The 23,906-nt window shown below is 68.4% G+C and carries 26 protein-coding genes; 10 read left to right on the forward strand and 16 right to left on the reverse strand.

Features of this window, described 5'->3' with window-relative positions; genetic code table 11:
* Positions 1-403 precede the first annotated feature (403 nt).
* Both ABZ824_RS38625 and ABZ824_RS38630 read left to right on the forward strand, forming a co-directional pair.
* Positions 404-1,279, forward strand: coding sequence for an LLM class F420-dependent oxidoreductase (locus ABZ824_RS38625; RefSeq protein ID WP_356969758.1), 876 nt, complete (start codon positions 404-406; stop codon positions 1,277-1,279).
* A gap of 81 nt (positions 1,280-1,360) precedes the next feature.
* Positions 1,361-1,939, forward strand: coding sequence for a helix-turn-helix domain-containing protein (locus tag ABZ824_RS38630; RefSeq protein WP_355080773.1), 579 nt, complete (start codon positions 1,361-1,363; stop codon positions 1,937-1,939).
* A 21-nt stretch (positions 1,940-1,960) separates the two neighbouring features.
* Here the strand turns inward: ABZ824_RS38630 and ABZ824_RS38635 are convergent, their stop codons facing one another.
* Positions 1,961-2,821 (reverse strand): mycofactocin-coupled SDR family oxidoreductase, encoded by an 861-nt coding sequence (locus ABZ824_RS38635; RefSeq protein ID WP_356969761.1) that lies wholly within the window; start codon positions 2,819-2,821, stop codon positions 1,961-1,963.
* 177 nt (positions 2,822-2,998) lie between these two features.
* Between ABZ824_RS38635 and ABZ824_RS38640 the strand changes: the two genes are divergently transcribed.
* The 3 genes from ABZ824_RS38640 to ABZ824_RS38650 all read left to right on the forward strand — a co-directional run bounded on the left by ABZ824_RS38640 (position 2,999) and on the right by ABZ824_RS38650 (position 4,956).
* Positions 2,999-3,484, forward strand: a complete 486-nt coding sequence (locus ABZ824_RS38640) for a nitroreductase family deazaflavin-dependent oxidoreductase (protein ID WP_356969763.1) — start codon at positions 2,999-3,001, stop codon at positions 3,482-3,484.
* A 130-nt stretch (positions 3,485-3,614) separates the two neighbouring features.
* Positions 3,615-3,998 (forward strand): helix-turn-helix transcriptional regulator, encoded by a 384-nt coding sequence (locus tag ABZ824_RS38645; protein ID WP_356969765.1) that lies wholly within the window; start codon positions 3,615-3,617, stop codon positions 3,996-3,998.
* Positions 3,999-4,191: 193 nt separating this feature from the next.
* Positions 4,192-4,956 (forward strand): hypothetical protein, encoded by a 765-nt coding sequence (locus ABZ824_RS38650; protein WP_356969767.1) that lies wholly within the window; start codon positions 4,192-4,194, stop codon positions 4,954-4,956.
* A 57-nt stretch (positions 4,957-5,013) separates the two neighbouring features.
* On the opposite strand, the gene ABZ824_RS38655 is transcribed toward ABZ824_RS38650, so the two are convergent.
* On the reverse strand, positions 5,014-5,508 hold the full coding sequence (locus tag ABZ824_RS38655; RefSeq protein WP_355080763.1) for a hypothetical protein: 495 nt from the start codon (positions 5,506-5,508) through the stop codon (positions 5,014-5,016).
* Between the two features lie 199 nt (positions 5,509-5,707).
* Here ABZ824_RS38655 and ABZ824_RS38660 point away from each other — a divergent pair, with 199 nt between their 5' ends.
* Complete coding sequence (locus ABZ824_RS38660) at positions 5,708-6,358, forward strand: hypothetical protein (protein WP_355080761.1); 651 nt, start codon at positions 5,708-5,710, stop codon at positions 6,356-6,358.
* 181 nt (positions 6,359-6,539) lie between these two features.
* Positions 6,540-7,904: a wax ester/triacylglycerol synthase family O-acyltransferase gene (locus ABZ824_RS38665; protein WP_356969770.1), complete on the forward strand. Its 1,365-nt coding sequence runs from the start codon at positions 6,540-6,542 to the stop codon at positions 7,902-7,904.
* Positions 7,905-7,928: 24 nt separating this feature from the next.
* Here the strand turns inward: ABZ824_RS38665 and ABZ824_RS38670 are convergent, their stop codons facing one another.
* Entirely contained in the window at positions 7,929-9,947 is a 2,019-nt protein-coding gene (locus ABZ824_RS38670; RefSeq protein WP_356969798.1) for an AMP-binding protein, read from the reverse strand.
* A 385-nt stretch (positions 9,948-10,332) separates the two neighbouring features.
* On the opposite strand from ABZ824_RS38670, the gene ABZ824_RS38675 reads away from it, so the two are divergent.
* Positions 10,333-10,566, forward strand: a complete 234-nt coding sequence (locus ABZ824_RS38675) for a hypothetical protein (RefSeq protein ID WP_355080757.1) — start codon at positions 10,333-10,335, stop codon at positions 10,564-10,566.
* Between the two features lie 6 nt (positions 10,567-10,572).
* Here the strand turns inward: ABZ824_RS38675 and ABZ824_RS38680 are convergent, their stop codons facing one another.
* The 3 genes from ABZ824_RS38680 to ABZ824_RS38690 are packed head-to-tail and all read right to left on the reverse strand — an operon-like array spanning position 10,573 to position 12,321.
* The gene (locus ABZ824_RS38680; RefSeq protein WP_355080756.1) at positions 10,573-11,412 is read right to left on the reverse strand and encodes an RNA polymerase sigma factor SigF; all 840 of its coding nucleotides are present in this window, start codon (positions 11,410-11,412) and stop codon (positions 10,573-10,575) included.
* Entirely contained in the window at positions 11,402-11,842 is a 441-nt protein-coding gene (locus tag ABZ824_RS38685; RefSeq protein ID WP_356969772.1) for an anti-sigma factor, read from the reverse strand. The genes ABZ824_RS38680 and ABZ824_RS38685 overlap by 11 nt, the downstream gene beginning before the upstream one ends.
* Positions 11,842-12,321 carry a DNA starvation/stationary phase protection protein gene (locus tag ABZ824_RS38690; RefSeq protein ID WP_356969774.1) on the reverse strand — a complete coding sequence of 160 codons (480 nt, stop codon included), beginning with the start codon at positions 12,319-12,321 and terminating at the stop codon, positions 11,842-11,844. The genes ABZ824_RS38685 and ABZ824_RS38690 overlap by 1 nt, the downstream gene beginning before the upstream one ends.
* A gap of 273 nt (positions 12,322-12,594) precedes the next feature.
* Here ABZ824_RS38690 and ABZ824_RS38695 point away from each other — a divergent pair, with 273 nt between their 5' ends.
* Both ABZ824_RS38695 and ABZ824_RS38700 read left to right on the forward strand, forming a co-directional pair.
* Positions 12,595-12,768, forward strand: a complete 174-nt coding sequence (locus ABZ824_RS38695; protein ID WP_356969776.1) for a hypothetical protein — start codon at positions 12,595-12,597, stop codon at positions 12,766-12,768.
* Positions 12,769-12,865: 97 nt separating this feature from the next.
* On the forward strand, positions 12,866-14,314 hold the full coding sequence (locus ABZ824_RS38700; protein ID WP_356969800.1) for a mannitol dehydrogenase family protein: 1,449 nt from the start codon (positions 12,866-12,868) through the stop codon (positions 14,312-14,314).
* Here the strand turns inward: ABZ824_RS38700 and ABZ824_RS38705 are convergent.
* The 10 genes from ABZ824_RS38705 to ABZ824_RS38750 form a co-directional block, all read right to left on the reverse strand.
* Positions 14,311-15,126 (reverse strand): acyl-ACP thioesterase domain-containing protein, encoded by an 816-nt coding sequence (locus ABZ824_RS38705; RefSeq protein WP_356969778.1) that lies wholly within the window; start codon positions 15,124-15,126, stop codon positions 14,311-14,313. The genes ABZ824_RS38700 and ABZ824_RS38705 overlap by 4 nt on opposite strands.
* 119 nt (positions 15,127-15,245) lie before the next feature.
* Positions 15,246-16,664 carry a ribosome biogenesis GTPase Der gene (gene der / locus ABZ824_RS38710; protein ID WP_356969780.1) on the reverse strand — a complete coding sequence of 473 codons (1,419 nt, stop codon included), beginning with the start codon at positions 16,662-16,664 and terminating at the stop codon, positions 15,246-15,248.
* On the reverse strand, positions 16,661-17,338 hold the full coding sequence (gene cmk, locus ABZ824_RS38715) for a (d)CMP kinase (RefSeq protein WP_356969803.1): 678 nt from the start codon (positions 17,336-17,338) through the stop codon (positions 16,661-16,663). Before cmk ends, der begins: the two co-directional genes overlap by 4 nt.
* A gap of 65 nt (positions 17,339-17,403) precedes the next feature.
* Positions 17,404-18,477 (reverse strand): pseudouridine synthase, encoded by a 1,074-nt coding sequence (locus ABZ824_RS38720; protein WP_355080742.1) that lies wholly within the window; start codon positions 18,475-18,477, stop codon positions 17,404-17,406.
* Positions 18,478-18,486: 9 nt separating this feature from the next.
* Complete coding sequence (gene scpB / locus ABZ824_RS38725; RefSeq protein ID WP_355080740.1) at positions 18,487-19,143, reverse strand: SMC-Scp complex subunit ScpB; 657 nt, start codon at positions 19,141-19,143, stop codon at positions 18,487-18,489.
* 55 nt (positions 19,144-19,198) lie between these two features.
* Positions 19,199-20,005: a segregation/condensation protein A gene (locus ABZ824_RS38730; protein WP_355080777.1), complete on the reverse strand. Its 807-nt coding sequence runs from the start codon at positions 20,003-20,005 to the stop codon at positions 19,199-19,201.
* A 548-nt stretch (positions 20,006-20,553) separates the two neighbouring features.
* Positions 20,554-21,528: a ParA family protein gene (locus ABZ824_RS38735; RefSeq protein ID WP_355080738.1), complete on the reverse strand. Its 975-nt coding sequence runs from the start codon at positions 21,526-21,528 to the stop codon at positions 20,554-20,556.
* A 160-nt stretch (positions 21,529-21,688) separates the two neighbouring features.
* Positions 21,689-22,153: a cupin domain-containing protein gene (locus tag ABZ824_RS38740; RefSeq protein WP_356969782.1), complete on the reverse strand. Its 465-nt coding sequence runs from the start codon at positions 22,151-22,153 to the stop codon at positions 21,689-21,691.
* Positions 22,154-22,291: 138 nt separating this feature from the next.
* Positions 22,292-23,236, reverse strand: coding sequence for a site-specific tyrosine recombinase XerD (gene xerD / locus ABZ824_RS38745; protein ID WP_356969783.1), 945 nt, complete (start codon positions 23,234-23,236; stop codon positions 22,292-22,294).
* Positions 23,237-23,242: 6 nt separating this feature from the next.
* Positions 23,243-23,902: an NUDIX hydrolase gene (locus ABZ824_RS38750; RefSeq protein WP_355080733.1), complete on the reverse strand. Its 660-nt coding sequence runs from the start codon at positions 23,900-23,902 to the stop codon at positions 23,243-23,245.
* Between the last annotated feature and the right edge of the window lie 4 nt (positions 23,903-23,906).

The following is a 23,906-nucleotide window of genomic DNA, read 5'->3' on the forward strand; positions in this document are numbered from 1 at the left end:
CCGGATACGGATCCTCATGAAACCCGTAGTCATACGGGTCGAACACCAGCGGCCCCACCACAGCCGTCATCGCCCACACTCCGAATTCGATAACAAGTTCTCGACAAGGATCGTCCACCCGACGCTCCGTAGAGACACATAGCTGGACATGTGTCTGGACGGTACCACTGACAGTTTTTCAGGACAATCCCGAACGAGCGATCTCGCGGAAAGAAATCCGCCGTCCGACCGCCAGCCCGACACACACCACGAATCAAGAACACGTTCTTGTAGGCAGCTCGGCGATCGGACTATATTCCATACAACTGTCCAGACACGGCGGTCGCAGCCCGCGGCTGCCTTCGCCGATGCCGTCACGCGGGCAGCGCACGACAGCTCGTCGAACGACCAGACAAGGATTTCCATGCGATTCGGCATCGTCCTGTTCACCAGCGACCGCGGCATCACTCCCGCCGCGGCGGCCCGAGCGGCCGAGCAGGCGGGGTTCGCCTCCTTCTACGTCCCCGAGCACACCCACATCCCGGTCGCGCGCAACGCGGCGCACCCGCAGACCGGCGACGCGTCGCTACCCGACGACCGCTACCTGCGCACGCTGGACCCGTGGGTCGCACTGTCCATGGCGGCGGCAGTCACCGAACGCATCGAGCTGGCCACCGCCGTCGCGCTCCCCGTGGAGCACGACCCGATCACCCTGGCCAAGACCATCGCCTCACTGGACCACCTCTCCGGCGGCCGGGTCGTGCTGGGGGCCGGATTCGGCTGGAACACCGACGAACTCGCCGATCACGGAGTACCCGCGAACAAGCGACGCACCGTGCTGCGCGAATACCTGGCGGCGATGCGGGCGCTGTGGAGCCGGGACGAGGCCGGTTTCGACGGCGAGTACGTGCGCTTCGGCCCGAGCTGGGCGTGGCCGAAACCGGTCCGGCGCTCGGTGCCGGTGCTGATCGGCGCGGCGGGCACCGAACGCACCTTCCGCTGGATAGCCGAGTCGGCGGACGGTTGGATCACCACCCCGGGGGAAACGGAGATCTCCGATCGTCTCGCGTTGCTGCACGAGGTCTGGCAGCAGGCCGGGCGGCCCGGACGTCCGCGCGTGGTGGCCCTGGATTACAAACCCGACGCCGCACGCCTGGCCGAGTGGGACCGCGCCGGCGTCACCGACGTCGTGTACGGACTGCCGGACAAAGACGAGCCCGCGGTGTGCGCCTACCTCGAGCGGTTGTCCGGCAAACTGACCGACATCGGCCTGCCGCTCGGCGCGACGAGCCGGCCGTAGCGAATTACGTGGCCGAACACACAACTATTTCCGCAGCGGGAAAGTTGCTCGAACGAAATAACGACACTACCATCTAGACACATGTCCGAAAGCGATTCCAGAACCGTCGAAGCCACGCGGCGGCGCTTGTCCGGAAAGCAGGCCGACACCGTCGACAAGCTCACCAGATCGGCGTTGGAAGTGCTTTCCCGGGAGGGTTTCGCCGGCATGACCATCCGGATGGTGGCCGCCAACGCCAAGGTCGGTACCGCCACCGCGTACACCTATTTCTCCTCCAAGGAGCACTTGGTCGCGGAGATCTTCTGGCGCAGGCTGCGCGCACAACCCTCCCCGGTGAGCGAGGATCCGGACGCCACCGTGCGGGTGATCGCCGAACTCCGCAGCATCGCGTTGCTGGTCGCCGACGAACCGGAATTGTCCGGCGCGGTCACCAGCGCGCTGCTCGGCCGCGATCCCGACGTCGAGCATTTGCGGTCGCGCATCGGCTTGGAAATTCGCACCCGCCTCGCGCACGCGCTGTCCGGAAATCCCGACGCGGATATTCTGAAATCGCTCGAATTGCTCTACGCGGGTGCGCTGGTCCACGCCGGGATGGGCTACGAATCGTATTCCGACATCGCGGACCGCATCGAGCGGTCCGCGATGCTCATCCTGAAGTGACGCGGCGCGTTCCGCGTCACTTCAGGCCAGGCCCAATTTCAGCGACGCGCCGCCGTCGACGAACATCTGCAAACCGGTCACGTAGCGCGACTCGTCGGAGGCCAGGAACGTGACCGCGTGCGAGATGTCCGAGGACTCGACGAAGGGAATCGGCATGGCCTGCATGAAGGGAAAGGTGACCTCGGCGTCCTCGCGCGTCGGGTTCTGTACGTCGGGACGGAAGATCTGGTACATCCCCGGGTTGTGCAGCATGTCGGTGTCGACGTTGGTCGGATGCACCGCGTTGATGCGGATCGAGCTCGGCCCCAGCGTCAACGCCAAAGTCTGCGTGTAAGAACGGATCATCTTCTTCGACAGGCCGTAGCCGTCGCCGCCGGGACCTTGCAGTGCCTGCTGGCCGTTGAATCCGGTCTGCGGCACCAGGCCCGCGACCGATCCCGTCACGATGATCGAGGCGCCCGCGCCCAGATGCGGCAGCGCGGCGTGCACGGTGTTCACCACGCCGACGAAGTTGACGTCGAAGACATCCACGAAGCCCTGCAACGGCACATGGTGGCCCAGCGGGCAGATCCCGGCGTTCGCCACGACCACGTCCAAGCGCCCGAGTTCGGCGACGCCCGCCGCGATCGCCGCTTGCAGCGCGGGGCGATCGCGCACGTCGACCTGTGCGGCCACCACCCGACGGCCGGTCTTGGCGACCAGTTCCTTGGTCTCGGCGAGATCCGCTTCGGTCGCCAGTGCGTATTCGTTGCTGGCTATGTCGGCGCAGATATCGAAGGCGATGATGTCGGCGCCTTCCTCGGCCAAGGCGACCGCGTGACTGCGGCCCTGCCCCCGTCCCGCACCGGTCACCAGGACGACTTTGCCGCTGACCCGATCCATGTTTTCCTCCACCGTGCTCGTCGCCGGTTCCCGTCACCCCCGCGACACGCGCCGCACATATATGGAATAGTAACCGGACATCTGTCTGGACGATACTACGGACAAAGGTATGGATCAATCACTCGTCACCGCACCCGATTCCACGGCCGCATCCCGGCCCGAGCTGGGTGATCGTTGATGCCCAAGCGGCCACGCAACCTCGACTCCCCGCTGGTCACGACCGTCATCAAATACATGTCCAGAGCGCAGACCTGGGCGTACCGCCGGACCGGAGGGCGCGTCGGCGCACGATGGCGGATCGGCGCCGGCTTCCGCAAGCCGGTACCCACCTTGCTGCTCGAGCATCGGGGTCGCAGATCGGGCAAGTTGTTCACCGTCCCGCTGCTGTACCTCGTCGACGGCGCCGACCTGGTAGTGGTCGCCTCGCAAGGCGGGTTGCCGAATCACCCCCAGTGGTACTTCAATCTCCTGGCACATCCCGTGACCCGGGTACAGGTCGGGGCCGAGCACCGACGCGTCCGCGCCCGCGTGGCGAGCCGGGAGGAGAAGAATCGCTTGTGGCCCTTGCTCGTAGCCCTCTACGCGGACTTCGACACCTACCGATCCTGGACCGAGCGCGAGATCCCGGTGCTCATTCTTCAGCCGGAGGACCGGCCGCACTGACCCGGCGCGTCGAGCGAGGTCCGCGGCCACCCTCCCCCATGATGTTCAGCGTTCCCGGCGCGATGGGCACCGCCCGCCCGCCGGAGCAGTGCGACGCAATCGATCGACTCGACCGAGGATGGGAGAGCGTGTGGCGAAGATGGGTAGGCGGAAACGGTCCAGGCTGATCACCGCCGGAATGCTGCGGGAGAAGCACCAGCAGGAAGAGCACGGCGCACCGGCGCGACCGGCGCCGCTGCCCCCGGACGAGGTCGAGACGGCCATCGTGCTCGATCTCGACGGGCTCGCCACGCGCGTGCGTGCGCGGCGGCGCGAGATGAAGTGGACCCAGGCGGATGTGGCGGGCAACGGCGGCCCGCCGGCCAAGGTGATCAGCGAGATCGAGCGGTCCCGCAATCCACGGCCTGGTACCGAGGTGCTCGACCGGCTCGACGCGGGACTCGAGTGGCCGCCCGGCACCAGCGCGACGATCCTGCGCGCCGAGCGGGCAAGCGAACTGGCCACGGCGCGCTGAGCGCCGGATCCGAAACTCGGCCGGTCGGAGAATTTTTCGATATCTCCGACCGGTCGAGCCGGAACGCTCATCGGTAGCTGTGGGCGCTGCTAGGCTGCTCAGCGACCCTAGACGACTGCTCTTGCGCCGCCGGAGTGCGCGGGTCCGGCCGTGCTGGACGCAGGTGTTAACCCGATGAAGGAATGGACGTAACATGCAACTCCGCGGCATCACTGCGGCAGCGATACTCGCCATCGGCTCGCTGACCGTCGGCGCGGGCGTCGCCCACGGCGAGCCCGCTCCCGACATCACCTACTCGGCCAAGATCGTCGACCAGACGGTGGTCGCCGCGCTCCGGGGCGGAACCTTCCAGTTGTCCAAGGCACTGCGCGATCAGCCCGCGGGCGACGAGAACGCGCGACTAACCGAGCGCGACGGGGTGCTCGTCGATCATGGGGGCGCCCCGGCCGACATCGCGCAAGTGATCGACGTGGTAGACATCCGGGACCGCGACGGCCACGTCGCGATGACGTTGCCGCTCGACTTCCGGATCGCGGGGACCGCCATTCCGGTGCGCCCGGAGCTGAAGAAGGACAGCACCGTGCTCGAGCTGAAGCCGTCCAGGCCGGAGGGCATCGCGATCACCGAGCCACTGGTGGCCAAGCCGGTCGCGTCCATGACCGAGAACCAGCGCGCCCGTGACGAATTCGCCAGCCAGTTCGGGCTCGCCACCGCCATAGGCGGTTTCGTCGGCACCGCGATCGGCGCCACGATCGGCTGCCTGGTCACCATCGCCGTGGGCTGCGTGGCCGGTCTGCTGACCGGCGCGAGCCTCGGCGGCATCCTCGGAACCATCGCGGTCGGCGGGCCCACGCTCGTCGTGGCGGGTGTCGACCTGCTCACCACGTTGCAGGCGGCCGACGGCACTACCCGCTTCGCCGACAAGCCCGTCCAAACCGCTCCGGCCCAAACCAAATAGCCGTGTCCCGGCGGCGCAGCAGCGCGCCGCCGGGCGGACTTCCGATCGACCGCGTCGCTACAACGGCGCGGTCGTCGTGTTCGAGCGACCCACGCGCTCGTCGTTGATCAAGTGATAGGCGCGTCCCAGATCGTCGAGCGCACGCTCCCATCTGGTGTCCGCGTCGTGGCCACGGGGATTGCGGCTGAGCAGCAGCAGGACCTCGGCCGCGTCCGCCGACCGCGCGGCGGCGTCCAGCAACACCGGCACCGGTTCCACGGTGGTGCCCGCCGCCAGCGCGCCGATACGGTCGTGCAGCCAGTGCGCGTCGAAACGCGCCTGCTCCGTGGGGTTCTCCCCGTTCACCGGCAGGGTGCTGACCGCGGCGGCCCGTGCGGCCTCCTCGTCGTCCATCGTGGTGGTGACGACGTCGCGCAGCTCGCTGCTCGCGATCCGGTGTAGCAAACCGATCAGTAGGACACGTTCGGCGTCCGGACCGTGCAGACCCGTCTCATCCGCCCGTGCGCCGACCTCGTCCGGGTCGACGCGCAAGATCGACAGAACCGCTCGCAACTGCGCAATCGTTACCACTTCGTCCGCCCCTCCTCATCGTCGCGGCCCCACCATCACACCCTCGGCGACAGCCTGCCAAACGCGAGGCGCGTTAACCGTCCGGTAGCCCTTTTGCCGATACGGCGTGTCTTCACACTGCGTTCCAGGTCACCTCGAACCGCAGGGTAAACGAGGGTCCAACTTGGGTACTCCAGACATCATGAGAGCGATACCGGCGCGGGTCACTGGTGACACGACCACGCCCGCAGTGCGCGAATCCGAACACGGCGGTGCGATCGCGAGCATGAGATGGCGGCGGATCAGGGAGGTGATCGCCACCCGAACCGTCTCCGATGCCACGCGAGAGGTCTCCATCGAGGTGGGGAAACCGCAGATGGCACCGGGTGACACCGGTGTGGTGTGCGGTTTTCGCATCCAGGGAATCGGCGAACGATGGGCGCACGGCGTCGATTCCATCGCCGCGCTCTACCGCGCGTTCCAGGACATCGCCCAAGAGCTGCGGCAGGCCAACAGCCACGGTGCGCACTTCGCGGTGACCGAGCCGTCCGACCCCGGCTTCCCCGCCGCGCCCACTCGTCCCTCGCGCGCCGCCACGACGGTCGCCTACGAGCCGCAGGCGCTCATCGCGGCCCGCACCCTCTACGAAGCCGACAGCTCGTTGTCGATCATCATCGGCAGGCCGTATCTGGCGGCCGACCGGCGCAAGCACCTGTGCCGGTTCCATATCAGCAAGCAGGGCGCGTCGCTGGCCAGCGGCATCGATGAGATCCAGGCCCTGCACAGCGCGATCAGCATGATCAGCGAACGCCTCGCACTGCCGCAGGATTGGCCGGTCAGCCGCCTGTCCTGAGGCCCGGGCGCACAATTTCGCGACGACCGCCCAGCCGGTACGGATTCGGCATCGAATCATCGGTTGGGGATCGTCGTTCGACCGGCGTAGATCTCCCAGCGCCATGAGCGGTCCGGCGGCCGTCCCCATGTCCGGAACCAGACCGTGGCGAGGCCGCGGCGTCGCCAGGAGGGAACTGCCCATGGAATTCATCTCGCCGGTGGACGCCCTGTTTCTCATCGCGGAATCACGCGAGCATCCGATGCACGTCGGTTCGCTGTCCATCTTCGACCCCGTGGAGGGCACCGGACCCGAATTCGCCCGGCGCGCGTATGCCACGCTGGCGGCCGACCGAAATTTCCACCCCACGTTCCGCAAGCGCCCGGCTCGCCTGTTCGGCACTCCACAGCTGGCCTGGACCGTGGACAGCGCCGTCGAGCTCGACTACCACGTCCAGCGGTGGGCACTGCCGGAAGCGGGTGGCCTGGACGCCCTGACCGAAGTGACGGCGGGATTGCACAGCACCCTGCTCGACCGGCACCGGCCGCTGTGGGAAGCGCATCTGGTCGAAGGGCTCGCCGGTGATCGGGTCGGCTTGTACGCGAAGATGCACCACGCCCTCATCGACGGCGTCGGCGCCCAGCGCCTGTTGCAGCGAACGCTCACCACCGACCCGGAATCCGGCGAAGCGCTGGTGCCCTGGCATCTCCCGCCTTCGACCGGGCACCGCCCGAATCCCCCGCAGAGGCAAACGCTCGGCACCCGGGCGCGCGCCCTGCTCGCCGCGGCGGGCTCGGCGCCTTCGGCCTTGCGCCTGGCCCGTACCGCGCTGCTCGAGCAGCAGTTGACGCTGCCCTTCGCCGCACCGCGCACCATGTTCAACGTCCCGATCGGCGGGGCCCGCCGCTGCGCCGCCCGCTCGTGGCCGCTGGACCGGATCCGCCAGGTCAAGAAGATGACCGGCACCACGCTCAACGACGTGGTGCTGGCGATGTCGGCGGGTGCGCTGCGCACCTACCTGCTCGAACACGTCGCCTTGCCGGACAAGCCGCTGATCGCCATGGTGCCGGTCTCGCTGCGTCCCGAATCCGACGACGGTGGCGGCGGGGGCAACGCCGTGGCGGCGCTGCTGTGCAATCTGGCCACCGACCTGCCCGACCCGGCCGCGCGGCTGGCGGCGATCAGCTCCTCGATGCATCGCAGCAAAGAGATCTACCGCGCGCTGTCCCCCGTCCAGGCGGTCTCGCTGTCGGCGCTGACGCTCAGTCCTCTCGCCCTGTCACTGCTGCTTCCCGCCACGGTCGCGCTGACCAGCCCGCCGTTCAACATCGTCATCTCCAATATTCCGGGACCGCGTGAACCGCAGTACTGGAACGGAGCCCGCGTCGCGGCCAGCTACCCGCTGTCGATCCCGCTCGACGGGCAGGCGGTGAACATCACCCTCACCAGCAATGCCGACAGCCTGGACATCGGCATCGTCGCCTGCCGTCGCAGCGTGCCGGACGTGGCCAGGCTGCTCGATCACCTGGAATCCGCGTTGACCGATCTGGAGGACACCGTCTACTGACCGCCGGGCGCTGCCGCCGGATGGTCAGGGTGATCCCGCGGTGCCCAGACCGTTGATCGACGGCGGCAGCTCCGGTTTGACCGCGCCGGGACCGGCCAGCAGACGCTTGAGGATCTTGCCGGTGTCGCCGCGCGGCAGGGCCGAGAGGAAGGTGACGTCGCGCGGCACCGAGAAGCGGCTCAAGCGGTTGCGGATGTAGGTGCGCACCATGTCCGAATCCAAACCGGACCCTTCGCGTTTCACCACGAACGCCGCGAGCCGCTGGCCGAATTCGTGGTCCGGCACACCGACCACGGCGACGTCACTGACCTGCGGCAGGTGCGCGAGCGCCTCCTCGACCGGACGCGGGAAGACGTTCTCGCCACCGGAGATGATCATCTCGTCGTCTCGTCCCGCGATGAACAACCGGCCCGCGGCGTCGAGGTAGCCGAGGTCGCCGGTGTCGAGCATGCCGTGCGCCTCGTCCGGTGGCGCGGAGTTGACGTAGCCGTCGAACAGCATGTGGTTGCCGACGAAGATGTGTCCCGTGGCGCCGATCGGGAGTCTGCGGTGGTCCGGCCCGAGCACGGCCACCTTGGTGCCCAGCGGCGGGCGTCCCGCCGTGGTCGGCGAGGTGTGCAGGTCCTCGGGGGTCGCGATGGTCGCCCAGGAGACCTCGGTGGATCCGTAGACGTTGTAGAGCACGTCGCCGTAGGCCTCCATGAACCGCTCGACGGTCGCGCCTGCCAGTGGCGCACCGCAGCTGATCATGTGCCGCAGGCTGGAGGTGTCGTAGCGAGCACGCACGTGCGCGGGGAGGTCGAGGATGCGCTGCACCATGGTCGGCACGACGATCACCGTGTTGACCCGGTGCTCGGCGATGCGGCGCAGGCAGTCCTCCGCGTCGAACCGTTCGGCCAGCACCACGGTCGCGCGCAGCGCGGTGCTCAGTTGCAGGCCGGCCAACCCCCAGGTGTGGAACAGCGGCGCCGGGATCAGCATGGTCTCGTTCATCTGCATCGGGATGCGCGACAGCAATGCCGCGATGGACCCGAAGCCCTTCGGATGCGGCCTGCGCGCGCCCTTGGGCGTCCCGCTGGTCCCGGAGGTGAGCACGACGAGCCGTCCCGGCTGGGCAGGCGTGCGGAAAGTCGTGTGCCCCTCCGCCACCAGTTGGTCCACGGTCGTCCGGTCGGGTACCGGCGGACGCTCGTCGGTGTTGTAGCGCGGGATGTCGGTATGCAGATAGCGCACCAACTCCTCGAGGTCACCGTCGACGAACAGCGCCGACAGCCGGTCGCGCTGGACGATCTCCTCGATGGTGCGGCCCGCCAGCCCGGCGTTCAGCAGTGCCACGTCCACACCCAGTTTGCCTGCGGCGACCATGCATTCGACCATGGCCGCGTGGTTGCGCGCCAGCAGGCCGATGGCGTCGCCCGGGCCGAGGTCGTGCGCGGCCATCGCCGCGGCCAGCGCGTTGGTGCGCTCGTGCATGTCGGCGAAGGACCGGGTGCCGCGGTCGTCGATGATCGCGGTCCGCTCCGGGGCGTACGCCGCGCCCGCGGCGTATCCGCCCGCCAGGTTGAAACCCCATTTCGCCAGTGAGCGCAGCTGTTTGAGAGTCCGATCGAAACGAACCGGCAACACGACGCCGGTGGCCACCATCTGCCGCGCCACACCCGCGTTGCGCCGGATCGGCGAATCCTCGCCGTTGACGACCAAGGAGGTCCGCGCGCCCTTGGCGACGTCGGCCACCCGCTTCAGTCCGGCCTTGGTCCACTCGCCGATCGCCACATTGGAAAGCTCGCCCACCCGCGGGTGCACCCGGCTCGGCGCGAAATACGTGACGGTGACCTTGGTGCGGTCCTCGTCGCCGTGCAGTCGCACCGACGCGAAGCTGCCCAGTGCGGCGTATTGCATCTCGAAGCTCTCGTACCACCGGCCCACGCTGATCCGGATCTGGTGGGTGCGTATGCCCGACCCGTAGGTACCGACGCGCATCTGCCAGACCACATTGCCGTCGGCGGACTGGATCTGCTCGCACGCGCCGATACCGGTGAACATGCGCGGATAAGTCTGCGGTTCGAGCAGCAGATCCCAAATGGCCTTGCGGGCGATCGCGAATTCGGCGACTACGTCGATGACATCGGTAACCAACTTGTGCACTTCTCGTCGGCCGGTTCGAAGAACTTCGGGTCGGCGGGTAGCTCCTTTGTAACGTCAGTCACAAGCGAGGTCAAGTAGCCAGGGCATCGTCGCTACTACCAGCGACACGCAGGAAATACGCTGCGATTGCCCAGCATTCACCTGAACCTGGGAACCGGCCCAAATCACCCGCGCGACGCCTGTGAATCAGCCCAACGATCATCCGAACTCCCGCCGGGCGGCGACCTCCGACCTAACGTCACAGACGCCTGCTCGGCAGGACCGCACGCTGGCTGGAGAGGTTATGGACGACAAGCCCGCACGACGAATCGCGCACGCCCGCGCCGAGGAGATCCTCGATTTCTTCGGCAAATGCCGAGCGTGCGGATATCCCGCTTACGCGGAGAGCACCACGCTGCGCTACGACAACGGCGACTTGGAGACCAAGATCATCGCCAGCTGCGCCCTGCCCTGCGGCTGGACCGGCGAGGTCTCCGCCACACCGATGACCGGCGCGGCCGCCCGTCCACGCACGTGAGCGAACTCAGGCCGCGCTCGAAACGAGTTCTTCCGGGCCGAGCGCGCGTTCGCGCAGGTCTTTGAGAATCCTGGCGAGAATGCGCGACACCTGCATCTGGGACACACCCAGCTCTTCGGCGATCTGACTCTGGGTCCGCGACTCGTAGAAGCGCATGACCAGCACCTGTCGATCGCGCGGCGGCAACTCGGCGATGAGCGGACGCACGGCCATCGCCTGCTCCAGCAGGTCGTAGCACGGCTCCTCGGAGCCCAGCGTGTCGGCGAGCGACTGCGGCGCACCGTCGCCCTCCTCTCGGCCTGCCGCGTCCAGCGAATTGGCCTGATAGGCGTTGCCTGCGATGAGCGCCTGCGTGACCTCACCGAGGTCGACGTCCAACTCCTCGGCGATCTCCCTGGCCGTCGGCATCCGGCCGAGGCGATGCGACAACGTCTCGGTGGCCGGGCCGACGCGCAGCTGGATCTCCTTGAGCCTGCGCGGCACTCGCAACGACCACGTGTTGTCGCGGAAATGCCTGCGCACCTCGCCCATGATGGTGGGGACCGCGAATCCGAGGAAGGAACTGCCGCGCGAGACATCGAAACGGTCCACCGCGAGCACCAGCCCGACCCGGGCGATCTGCAGCAGGTCCTCGTAGTTCTCGCCGCGGCCGGAGAACTTCCTGGCGATGTGCTCGGCGAGCGGAAGACACCGCCGGGTCACCTCCTCGCGCAGCGCCGCGCGGTGCGGATCCCCCTCGTCCATCGCGGCCATCTTCTCGAACCACGGCTCGATGTTGTCGTAGCTGTCGCCCCCGCGGGTGCGCCTCGCCGTGTCATTTCCGTCGGTCGTGAACTCACGTTTCATCAAATGGTCCTCGTTCCCAACTGAATTCGATAACGGTCGGGTACCCGCCGAGTTCGGAATCAAAAGGGTCACGGGAAATTGATAGGGAGCGGGTGAGCATGCGCACCAGTTCCCAGCTCAACGGATCGCTGCGGAGCTCGTCGCCGACCACGGCGACGGCGTCGACACGCACGCTCATCCGGCCGAGGCCGTAGGTGAACGCGCAGCCGAGCATCGAGCCCGGCATGGCGTCCGCCAGCAGCATCGTGACCGCCTCGTTGATCGCCAAGCGGATGTCCGAGGCGGCGTCGAGCGGAACCTCGGCGACCAGGCACACGGTGTCGGTCATCGCGCGGATCAAGGCGAGGTGTCGCGCGTCGGCGGGGATCCGCACCGCGACCGTGGCGGTCTCCGTGGCGGGCGCGCCGAACGCGCACGTGATCACCCGCATCACACCGTGGCGAGCTGCGCTTGCCACATCCAGTGCAACTGCTCCAGCCGCGCCGCGATCGCCAGGAACAGATCCTGGGTCACCGGATCGGCCTTCTCGGTCGCCGCGATGCGTTCACGCAGCCGCTTGATCACGGCGGCGAGGTTGCCGACGATCGTGTCGATGACGTCGGTGTCCTGTTGCCAGCCCTCGCCGATGCCGATCGCGCCGGAATCCTTGGCCACGCTCGCGGCGCGCCCGTCCGGGCTGACTCCCACGGCGGTCGCGCGTTCCGCGGCCGAGTCCGTGAACTCCCGTGCCACGGTCACCAATTCATCCAGCGCCAGGTGCACCGACCGGAAGTTGGTGCCGATCACGTTCCAGTGCGCCTGCTTCGCGATCAGCGACAGGTCGATCAGGTCGACCACCGTCGCCTGGAGAGTTTCGCCCGCGACGCGCTGCTGCTCCGGGTCCAAAGTACTGGTGATGGGTTGCGACATGCGCTGAACCTTTCTGCCATCGATCGGGACACCGACGGTCTACCCAGCTCTGCGGCGATAAACCCCCCGGTAGCTTCCGCGGCTGAACGAAACGGGGTGTGCGCCCCGGCCCCTCGTCGTTCGCGCAGCGGACAGAAAGAGGACGAGAACGGCGGGGACCGCCGGGACGGGGGCGTACGTCATCCGCCCCCGGAATGAGCGATCACCCAGATATCCTTTGCCGGATCGGCAACTATATTTGCTGCCTTGACCGATTTCCGGGCACCGTGAGGTATGACCGAGAAAGAGCAGATGGACGTGGCGGCCGGTTCGTCGACGCCGACCTCAGCACGGGCGCGCCGGGCCAACGAGCAGTTCTCCGCCGACCTCGAGCGAGCGAACTGCGCCCGGGTGCTCGGCGCTCGACGGCACGGCATGGATTCGCTGCTGCCGCCTCCGCAGGGCTGACCGGTTCCGGACTCCTGCTGCACTATGGTGTGATCCACACAACACGGGGAGGCGCGGTATGCCGGAACGGACAGCCACGCCCTTGCGGGCGGCCACGATGCCCGACTTCGCCGATCGGATCTCGACGCCGAGCTACGACCGATCCCGGATCACCACCGGCATAGTGCATTTCGGCGTCGGCGGCTTCCATCGAGCGCACCAGGCGATGTACGTCGACCGATTGCTCGAACGCGGCCTCGGGGACGAGTGGGGCATCTGCGGAGTCGGCGTGCTGCCCGGCGATCGACGCATGCGCGACGTGTTGCGGGCGCAGGACGGCTTGTACACGCTGTCGACGGTCGCGCCGGACGGCACGTGGACCACGCGCGCGATCGGCTCGCTGGTCGACTACCGGTACGCGCCGGACGATCCAGGGACCGTCGTGGCGAAGCTCGCCGATGCGTCGACCCGGATCGTCTCACTCACCATCACCGAGGGTGGCTACCACATCGCCGCCGCTACCGGGGAATTCGACCCGGATGACCCCGGAATCCGCGCCGATCTGGCCGGGAACGCTCCGCCCGGTACCGTTTTCGGGCTCGTCACCGAGGCGCTGGCCCGCCGCCGATCCCGCGATATCGCACCGTTCACCGTGCTGTCCTGCGACAACATCGAGGGCAACGGGAACGTCGCGCGCCGGATGTTCGGCGCGTTCGCCGCGCTGCGCGATCCGGGGCTCGGAGCCTGGGTGACGGAGCAGGTGCGCTTCCCGAATTCCATGGTGGACCGGATCACCCCGGTGACCCCGCCCGGAGCGACCGGTGAGATCGAGCGGCGCTACGGGCTCACCGACCGCTGGCCGGTGGTCGCCGAGCCGTTCGCGCAGTGGGTGCTGGAGGATTCGTTCGGACTCGGCCGTCCGGCCTTCGAAGAGGTGGGCGTGCAGGTCGTCGCCGACGTCACTCCCTACGAACTGATGAAGCTTCGGTTGCTGAACGCGAGCCACCAGGCGCTGTGCTATTTCGCGTACCTGAGCGGCTATCGGCTGGTGCACGAAGCGGCACAGGATCCGGTCTTCCGGCGGTTCCTGACCCGCTACATGGACGCCGAGGCCACGCCGACGCTGCGCGCGGTCCCCGGGGTCGACCTGGGCGACTACAAGCGGACACTGCTCGACCGGTTCGCCAATCCCGCGATCGGCGACACCATCGCCCGGCTGTGCGCGGAATCCTCCGACCGGATCCCGAAGTGGCTGCTTCCGGTTGTCCGGGCGCAGCTCGGCAGCGGCGGCCCGATCGACTGCGCGGCGGCGGTCGTCGCCAGCTGGGCACGCTATGCCGAGGGCGTGGACGAGCACGGGCACCCGATCGAGATCGTTGACCGGCTCCGCGACCGGCTGGTCCCCCTCGCGCGGCGGCAGCGCGAGCAGCCCACCGCTTTCCTCGGCGAGCGATCCTTGTTCGGTGACCTGATCGACCACCCCCGGTTCGTGACCGCGTATCTGGCGGCTCTGGACAGCCTGCGCACCAGGGGCGCGCACGCGACCGTCGAACAGTTGGCCGGTTAGCGCGGGGTGACGCGGGCGACCGCCCGGCAGTCCGCGCCGACCGCGAACCACACGTCCAGGCTCGAGTCGGTCCGTCGGGCGACGAGCTCGACGTCCTCGCCGCATCGCACCGGTTTCCCGTACTCGACCACCACACGGTGCGGACCCGATTTCAGTTCGGCGTAGTCGGCCAGGACTTCTTCGAGCGCGGTGAGGTAGACCGCGTTGTTCATATGGTCGAGCAGGTCTATGTCGGTGGCCCGTAGCGGGAAGGGCCGGATCTGCACCCCGGGCTCGCCCGCCGCGGGCATGGGATCGGTGAGCTCGGCTTTCCAGCGGAGCCGGTGCTCGGTCGTACAGGCCAGCATGGGGGCGAGGAACCGGTCGCTCATCCGCGCGGGTACGCCCGATTCGGTGCCGAAATGGATCAGGAAGCTCTCGGTCTCCACCAGCCCACCAGCGCTGCCGCCGATCTGGACCCGCATCGTGCACCACCGGGTCGACGTCGCCGAAGGCCATCGCCGCAACGTCGCCGACTCACCGAATCCGAGCGGTTTGAGCGCGTCGATCACCGTCCTGCGGATCACCCACAGGCGATGGATATCGCCGTCCTCGAGGACCTCGAGATGGTCGTAGCCGACGTCCTGCAGATAGCGCGCGACACCGTCGAGTCGCAGGCGCTGGTCACGATCGGTGTCGGCGAGGCGCACGGGCCATCCCGTCTCGAACGGAGTCAGGACGGCCGGCGGTTCCGGCAGCACGCTGGGAATGCCCATGCCCGGATGATGCCAGCTATTTGCCACAGTTGTGGGCAGCACTGCCCATATCGTCATCTACACGAGAAGATGTCGCGTTTTATTAGGCATTTTGACCGGATTATCGACCATCTACGTTCGTCCGCTAACAATTAGCTTTCATTCGCCATGGTGGGTTGCCCTCGCACCCGTCGTCGCTATTTCTTCGAACGATCCCGCTTCTCCCGCACCCGCACCGAGATGCGGACCGGCGAGCCGTCGAAACCGAACTCCTCGCGCAACCTGCGCTCCAGGAAGCGCCGGTAGCCCGCCTCCAGGAAGCCGGTGGTGAACAGCACGAACGTGGGCGGCCTGGTGGTCGCCTGGGTGGCGAACAGCACGCGGGGCAGCCTGCCGCCGCGCATCGGCGGCGGGGTCGCGGCGATCACTTCCTTCAGCCAGGTGTTGAGCCTGCCCGTCGGAATGCGCTTGTCCCAGGACTCGAGCGCGGTCTCCATCGCGGGCACCAGCTTCTGCACCGCGCGGCCGGTGTGCGCGGAGATGTTCACTCGCTGCGCCCACGGCACCCGGACCAGCTCGCGGTCGACCTCACGCTCCAGTTGCAGCCGACGATCCTCGTCGACCAGGTCCCACTTGTTGAACGCCAGCACCAACGCCCGCCCGGAATCGGCGACCAGGCTGATCACCCGCAGATCCTGTTCTGTGATCGGCTGCGAGGCGTCGACCAGCATGATCGCCACCTCCGATGCCTCCAGCGCCGACTTGGTGCGCAGCGAGGCGTAGAACTCGGTGCCGCTGGCATTGGCCACCTTGCGGCGCAACCCGGCGGTATCGATGAACTTCCAGACCTTGCCGCCCAGTTCGACGAGGGAGTCGACCGGGTCGACCGTGGTGCCCGCGACATCGTGCACCACGGAGCGCTCGTCGTTCGCCAGCTTGTTGAGCAGGCTCGACTTGCCGACGTTCGGCTTGCCGACCAGCGCCACGCGACGCGGGCCGACGCCGCCGGTTCCCTCGCGCGGAGTCTCGGGAAGCACCTCGAGCACGTCGTCGAGCAAGTCGCCGGTGCCACGGCCGTGGGCGGCGCTGACCATGCGCGGCTCGCCGAGTCCCAGCGACCACAGCGCCGCCGCTTCCGCTTCCACCCGCTGGTCGTCGACCTTGTTGGCGACCAGGATCACCGGGACGGCGGAGCGGCGCAGCTTCTTTACGGCCGCCTCGTCGGTGGCGGTGGCGCCCACCACCGCGTCGACCACGAGCAGGATCGCGTCGGCGGTGTGCATGGCCAGTTCGGCCTGGCGGGCCACCGATTGCTGCAAGCCCTTCGCGTCGGGCTCCCAGCCGCCGGTGTCCTGGACCAGGAAGCGCCGACCCGCCCAGTTCGCCTCGTAGGACACACGGTCGCGGGTCACGCCAGGAATGTCCTCCACGACCGCCTCGCGGCGGCCGAGGATGCGGTTCACCAGCGTCGACTTGCCCACGTTCGGGCGGCCGACCACGGCCAGCGTCGGCATCGCGACGTGCGCCGCGTCCTCGAATTCGCCCTCCAGGTCGGCGAGTTCCCAGTCGGCTTCGTCGCTCCAGACGCCGTCGCCTGCGAGTACGTCCCCACTCATCGGTCCCCTCCGGCTCCACACGTCGAGACCTGCTGCACGACAACGCGATACAGCTCGTCGATAACCTCGTCCATGGACAGTTCGCTGGTGTCTACCGGTACCGCGTCCTCGGCGGGGCGCAGCGGGGACACCTTGCGGGTCGAGTCGAGGGTGTCGCGGCGCTGCACGTCGGCGAGCACGCCCGCGTAGTCGTCGCCCCTGCCCTCGGCGATGTTCTGCTGATTGCGCCGGTGCGCCCGCGCCTCGGCGGACGCGGTCAGGTAGATCTTGGCGTCGGCGGCGGGCAGCACGACGGTGCCGATGTCGCGTCCCTCCACCACGATCCGCCCCGCGGCCGCCGTGATGTCGCGCTGCATGGCGACGAGCAGCTCACGCACCTCGGGCACCGCGGAGACCGCCGAAACCGCCTTGGTGACCGCGTCGCCGCGAATCTCCGACCGCACATCCTCGCCGTCCAGCTCGATCACCTCGCGGCTGGGATCGGTGCCGATGGACAGCGGCAGCTCCTTGACCGCGGCGCCGATGGCCGCGGAGTCGGTCAGTTCGATGCCCGCCCGCAGCACGCGCAGCGTCGCCACCCGGTACATCGCGCCGGTGTCGAGGTACCGGGCGCCGAGCCGGGTGGCCAGGCGCCGGGACACGCTGGACTTCCCGGTACCCGACGGCCCGTCCATGGCGACCACCAGCGGGCTCGGACCGGCCAACCGCGCCGGCGCCTGCACCGGGATCTCCACACCGTTCACAACGACACCGCCTCGTAGAGTTTGCCGATTTCATCGCGGCCGAGTACGCGCAGCGTGCCGGGCCGCTGGTCGCCCAGCGCGACCGGGCCGATATGAGTGCGGACCAGCCGGATGACCGGATGACCCACCGCGTCGAGCAGGCGGCGCACGATGTGCTTGCGCCCTTCGTGCAACACCACCTTCACCAGAGAACGTCCCTCCCCCAGCTCGAGCACCTGGAAACGGTCCACCTTGGCGGGACCGTCCTCCAGCTCCAAGCCTTCCTTCAACCGCTTGCCGACCGCGCGATTGTTGACCTCGCCGTGCACCGTCGCCAGATAGGTCTTGGAGACCTCGAAGGACGGGTGCATCAGCCGATGCGCCAGATCGCCGTCGTTGGTGAGCAGCAGCAGGCCCTCGGTGTCGGCGTCGAGTCGCCCGACATGGAACAGCCGCTGACCCGCGGCGATACGCTCGGCCACGATGTCACCGACGCAGGGGCGCCCCAGATCGTCGGACATGGTGGACTGCCAGCCCTTGGGCTTGTTCAGCGCGACGTGCACCAGTTCCTCGCGCACCACCACGCGCGTGCCGTCGACGCGCACCACCGCGTGCTGCGGGTCGATACGCAGGCCCTGCTCGCGCACGATCATGCCGTCGACCTCGACGCGGCCCTGCGCGATCATCTCCTCGGCGGCCCGGCGCGAGGCCACGCCCGCCTTGGCGAGAACCTTCTGCAACCGCTCCCCCTCGCCCCACGGGAGCTTGGTGTGACCGCCGGACGAGTCCGGCTCCACGTTCTGGTGGCGCGCGGGCTTGGCGTTGCTCAGCAGCGGCGGCGGCGCGACCTGCCGCTGCGGCTTGGGCTTCTTCTTGCTCGCGGCCGCGTGCCGCTGCGGGTTCGGAACCGGGGCGGATCCGCGTCGGTCCGCTCGGCCCCCGCCGCCCTGCTGGGCGCCGCGGGCGGCGATACCCCGTTGGGCCGAACGAGCGTCGCGTGAGCTCGAGTTGCGGCTCGCGCCGCCTCGTTCGGGCTGTGCGCCGCGTTTCCTACGATCCGGTGTGCCATCTCGGCGAGCGGGCGTATTCATGGTGTCCTGTCATTCTTCGGTGCCGAGGTCCAAATCGGCCTCGGCGGGTTTCCTCAACCTGGTGTACCGGGGGTCCGTCTCCAGGCTCTCGTTGATCTCGTCGATCAGGTCGACGCCCGGAAGCAGGGGCGCCAGGGGTGGCAGATCGCTCAGCGAAGCGAGTCCGATCCGTTCCAGGAACAGCTCGGTGGTGCGGTACAGCGTCCCGTTGGTCTCCGGGTCCACGCCTGCCTCGGCGATCAGACCCCTGGCCAGCAGGGTGCGCATCACCCCGTCGACGTTCACGCCGCGCACCGCGCTGACCCTGGTCCTGGTCACCGGCTGACGGTATGCCACCACCGCCAGCGTCTCCAAGGCCGCCCGGGTCAGTTTCGATCGGGAGCCGTCGAGCAGCATCCGCTCCACATACGGCGCGTACTCGCTGCGAGTATAGAAGCGCCAGCCGTCACCGACGAAACGCAGATCTATGCCACTGGATCGCGCCGACAGCTCAGCGGACATTTCACGCAGGGTCCGCTCGACGCGTTCGGTGCTGTCGCCCAGTGCGGCCGCGAGCTGGTCTACCGGCGCGGGAACGTCCACGACCAGCAGCATGGCCTCCAGCGCCGAACGGAAATCGGCGTCCGCGAGCGGTTCGGGGGTGAGTTCCACCACTGCCTCACTCACGACCGCGCCTCACCGGAGTTCGCCTCCGCCGTGCGCGAACGCGCGCTGTGCTCGCTCACCCGTAGTCCTCCTCGATAGTCACGGTGTCCACCTGTTGCGCGGCCTCGTCGCCGATCCAGCTGACCGCCAAGGGACCGAGCGGATCGGGCTGATCGAACTCGATCGTCTTGCCGCGATACAGCTCGAGCAGCGCCAGGAAGCGGGCGACGATCTGGACCGGTACCTCGCAGTCGGCGACCAGCTCGCCGAAGGATGTCCACGCACCCGCACCACGCTGTTTGAGCCGCTCCAGCACCAGTGCCGCCTGCTCGGCCACCGAGATCGCGTGCGTGTGCAAGTGGTCGAGCCCGACCTTGGGTACCGGACGGGGCCGGAAGGCCGCCGCAGCGATCGCGGCGAACTCGGCCGCCCCGACACCAAGCCTAACCTCGGGCAGCAGACCGGCGTAGCGCTCCTCCAGGCCGACCGCGCGCGGATAGCGGCGCAGCGCGGCCGCCTCCAGTTCGCCGAGCAGTTCGGCGACCTGCTTGAACGCGCGGTACTGCAGCAGCCGGGCGAACAGCAGGTCGCGCGCCTCGAGCAGTTCGAGGTCCTCGGCGTCGGTCATCTCGCCGGACGGCAGCAGGCGCGCCGCCTTCAGATCGAGCAAGGTGGCGGCGACGACCAGGAATTCCGTGGTCTGGTCCAGGATCTTGTCCGCGCGCAAGGTGTTCTGCCGCGCCATGTTCGCGGTCAGCGCCTTGGTGTAGGCGATGAACTCGTCGGTGACCTTGTGCAACGCCACCTCGGTGACGTCCAGCTTGCGCGAACTGATCAGGGTGAGCAGCAGGTCGAACGGCCCCTCGAAGTTGCTGAGTCGCAGCCGGAATCCGGACGCGTGCGGCTCCGCCGTCGGCTGTTCTTTCGCCTCCGACGTGCCGGGCGAGGGATCGGATGCGTCCGATGTGTCCGGCGAAAAGCCAGAGACGTCCGAACCGCCGGGCGTAGCCGACGGACGGCCCTGTGCTCCCGGCACGTCTGACGAACGCCCCTGTGCGTCCGGCACGTCAGCGGGCCGATCGCCCACTGTCTCGGAGTCCTCCCGCGCGACACCCTCGGTGGGCTGCGTGGATGGTTTCGGAGACGGTTCGTCCGCGCTGTCCCGTGCCGGGGAGGCCTCCGCCTCCGGTGCGGGCCGGGGCGTGGCGCCTCCGACGACGGCCGGGTTCGCGCGCCGGGGGGCAGCGTCCCGGCCTGCGGCGATGAAGGCGGCGGCCGCGTTGCCGAGTGCGGGACCCTGCCCAGGGCCGACGGGGTCCGGCCCACGAGAATCGGACGCGCGGTCGTCCGGCGTGGATGTCGATCCCGCCGCGGAAGACCCTTGGCCGGACGGGTTGTGGTGGGACGCAGACGAAGGGTCCGAGTGGCCGGTCACCGGCCGGATCGGTGGATGACTTCCCGAGCCATCGACCGATACGCCTCGGCGCCACTGGATTTCGGCGCCCACGTGGTGATCGGCTCGCCCGCGACGCTGGCGTCCGGGAAACGGACGGTGCGCGCGATGGCGGTGTCGTAGACCAGGTCACCGAACACCTCGACGACCCGCGCCATGACCTGGCGGGAATGCAGCAGTCGAGAGTCGAACATGGTGACCACTATTCCGTACAGGCTCAACCGCGGATTCAACCGGTCCCGCACCTTCTCGACGGTGTCGTTGAGCAGCGCGAGCCCGCGCAGCGAGAAGTACTCGCATTCCATCGGGATGATCACGCCGTCCGAGCATGCCAAGGCGTTGACCGTGAGCAGACCGAGCGAAGGCTGGCAGTCGATGAGGATGTAGTCGTAGCGGTTGCGGATCGGCTCCAGCGCGCGGCCGAGCGACTGTTCCCGGCCCACTTCGTTGACCAACTGGATCTCGGCGGCGGAAAGGTCGATATTGCTTGGCAGCAGGTCCATGTTCGGGACCCTGGTCTGCATCAGCACGTCGTCGATCGACACCTTGGAACCGATGAGCAGGTTGTGCACGGTCAGGTCGAGATCGTGGTGGGCGACGCCGAGACCCGCCGACAGCGCGCCCTGCGGGTCCAGGTCGACGAGCAGGACGCGACGTCCGTATTCGGCCAGTGCGGCACCGAGATTGATGGTGGAGGTGGTCTTGCCGACGCCGCCCTTCTGGTTGCACATGGCCACGATCAGCGCGTCACCGTGCTGGCCGACCGGCGGCGGGTCCGGCACCAGCCGCAACGGCCGTCCGGTCGGGCCGAGCGTCGCGTCCTCCGGGACCGGCTCCACTCCATGGCCCCACAGCGTTTCCGCCGCGGCGTCCGAGTACGGACCCGGTCGCGAGCCCGTAAGCGGCTCCGCCCCAGCACCCATCGGCGGCTCTGCCGCGCCGGCTGTCGTCACGATCCGCTGCTCCTTATACGTCCTTGCCGGTTGCCTCGCCGAGCGTAGCGAGGCCGATCGGTGCCGACCTCGCTTTCGTGCGGTCCAGCTCTCGATAGACGCTACCGCTTGACGGCACTCGAGTGCCGCGCCTGCGCGCGGCGTGTTCGTGCCGCGCTGGTCAGCGCCACTGCGGTCCGCCATCGAAATGAACGTCGAACCGGTCGTGCAACTCGTTCATGCTGTCCCAGTCCGCCTCCCCGCGTGCGATCCGGCCGAGTTGCCGGAAGTACTCGAAGCGGACGATACCGGGTGTGAGCACAGCCAGAAACTCGGCGGGCCCTTCGGCGGTGGCCCCGAAGGCGTGCACCGCGCCCGGCGGAACCACCACCAGACCACCTTCGCTCACCGCGGTCCTGGCGCCGTCGACGAGAAAATCCATTGTGCCGCCCAGCACATAGAAGATCTCGGTCGACTTCGTGTGATGGTGCGGCCGGGTGCCGTCCGCACCCGCGGCCAGGGTCAGCCGATTGGCGCCGAAGAGCCCTTCGGAGTTCTCGCTGTCCTCCAACAGCCAGAAGGAGCCGCCGCCGGGCAACGGAATCGCCTCGACATCGGACTCGTGGACGATGAAAGACTTTGCCATGCAATTCACCTCGCGTTGTGGTCGGGAACCGAGCCGTCGGTGACAGCACCGCACTCACCCGGCGGACCAGCACAACCGGACTGCAGTCCACTTTGTTCCGTCACATCGCGCACGCGAAGTTCCCGACCGCGCAGCGGATTACCGGGCGCGCGGATGCGCGGTGGCCCAGACCTCGCGCAGGGTGTTGACCGTCACCAAGGCGTAGATCTGGGTCGTGGTCACCGAGGCGTGGCCCAGCAATTCCTGCACCACCCGCACATCGGCGCCGCCGTCGAGCAGATGGGTGGCGAAGGAATGGCGCAGGGTGTGCGGTGACACCGCCGCCGCGATGCCCGCGCGTTCGGCGGCGGTGTGCAGGACCTGCCAGGCACTCTGCCGGGACAGCCGGGCGCCGCGTACATTCAGGAACAGGGCTCCCGCGTTGGCTTTTCCGCGTGCGGCGAGCACGGGCCTTCCCCGCACCAGATACGCGTCCACGGCGGCGAGCGCGGGCCGCCCGATCGGCACAAGACGCTGTTTCCCGCCCTTGCCGCGCAGGACGACCGCCCGTTCCTCGATGTCGAGATCATCGACGTCCAGCCCGACCGTTTCCGAGATCCTGGCGCCGGTGGAATACAGCAATTCCAGCAGCGCGCGGTCACGCAGGCCGCGTGGTCCGCCGTCTACGCCCGCAGCGGGATCGCCTCGGCCGCCGCCCGCCGCCTCCAGCAGTTTCAGCACCTGGTCGTAGGGCAGCGCCTTGGGCAACCTGCGCCCCGGCGCGGGCGGCTTCACCGCGTGCGCCACATCGGTGTCGGTCAAACCCTCCGCGGCGGCGAAGCGGTGCCAGCCGCGCACCGCGATCAGCGCGCGGGCCACCGAACTCGCCGCCAGCGGCGGGTGCCCGGGACCGCCCGAGCGCAGCGCCATGGTGAACTCCGCGACGTCGGACTCGTCGACCCGGTCGAGCGAGCCGATGCCGCGCCCGGTCAGGAAGTCCAGATACCGACCGAGATCACGCCGGTAGGCGTTCAGGGTGTTGGGCGCGACGCCGCGCTCGACGGTGAGGTGGTCGAGATAGGTGTCGAGCTCGCGACCGAGCACCTCCGGTCAGTCTTCGGACTTCTGGGCCGCCTTGCGGCGGAGGAAATTCGTCGGCTGCCCGTCCCATGGCGCGTCCGGCGGCCGCGGTTCGATGCCGTCCGCCCGCGCGGCCGCCAGCGCGAGCACGCCGGCGACCGCGGTGGCGTTGACGATCTCCCCGCTCAACGCCGCGCGGACCGCCGCGTCGACCGGCATGCGGACCACTTCCAGGTCCGCCTCCTCGAATTCCGGCTCCGGACGATCGGTTTCGTACAACCCGCGAGCCAGGTAGATCCGCAACGCTTCGTCGGTGAACCCGGGCGAGAGCGCCACGTCCACCAGGACCGCCCATTCCCGGGCGGCCAGCCCGGTCTCCTCGGCCAGCTCACGACGCGCCGCGAGCAGCGGGTCCTCCCCGGGCACGTCGAGCAACCCGGCGGGCAGTTCGAGCAGCCGCCTGCCGATCGGATGGCGGTACTGGTTGATCAGCACCACGTTGCCGTCGTCGTCGATCGCGGCGACCGCGACGGCGCCGTGGTGCTCGATCACCTCGCGCTCGACGACCCGGCCACCCGGCATCCGCACCTGGTCGAGCCGCAACGCGAGGATCGCGCCGCTGTAGACGGTTCTGCTGGATTCGATCTCGAAGTCGTGGCTGCCCGGCTCGGCAGCGCCCCCGTTGGTCATGCCA

Source organism: Nocardia sp. NPDC047038, assembly GCF_040644075.1.
GTDB lineage: Bacteria > Actinomycetota > Actinomycetes > Mycobacteriales > Mycobacteriaceae > Nocardia > Nocardia sichangensis.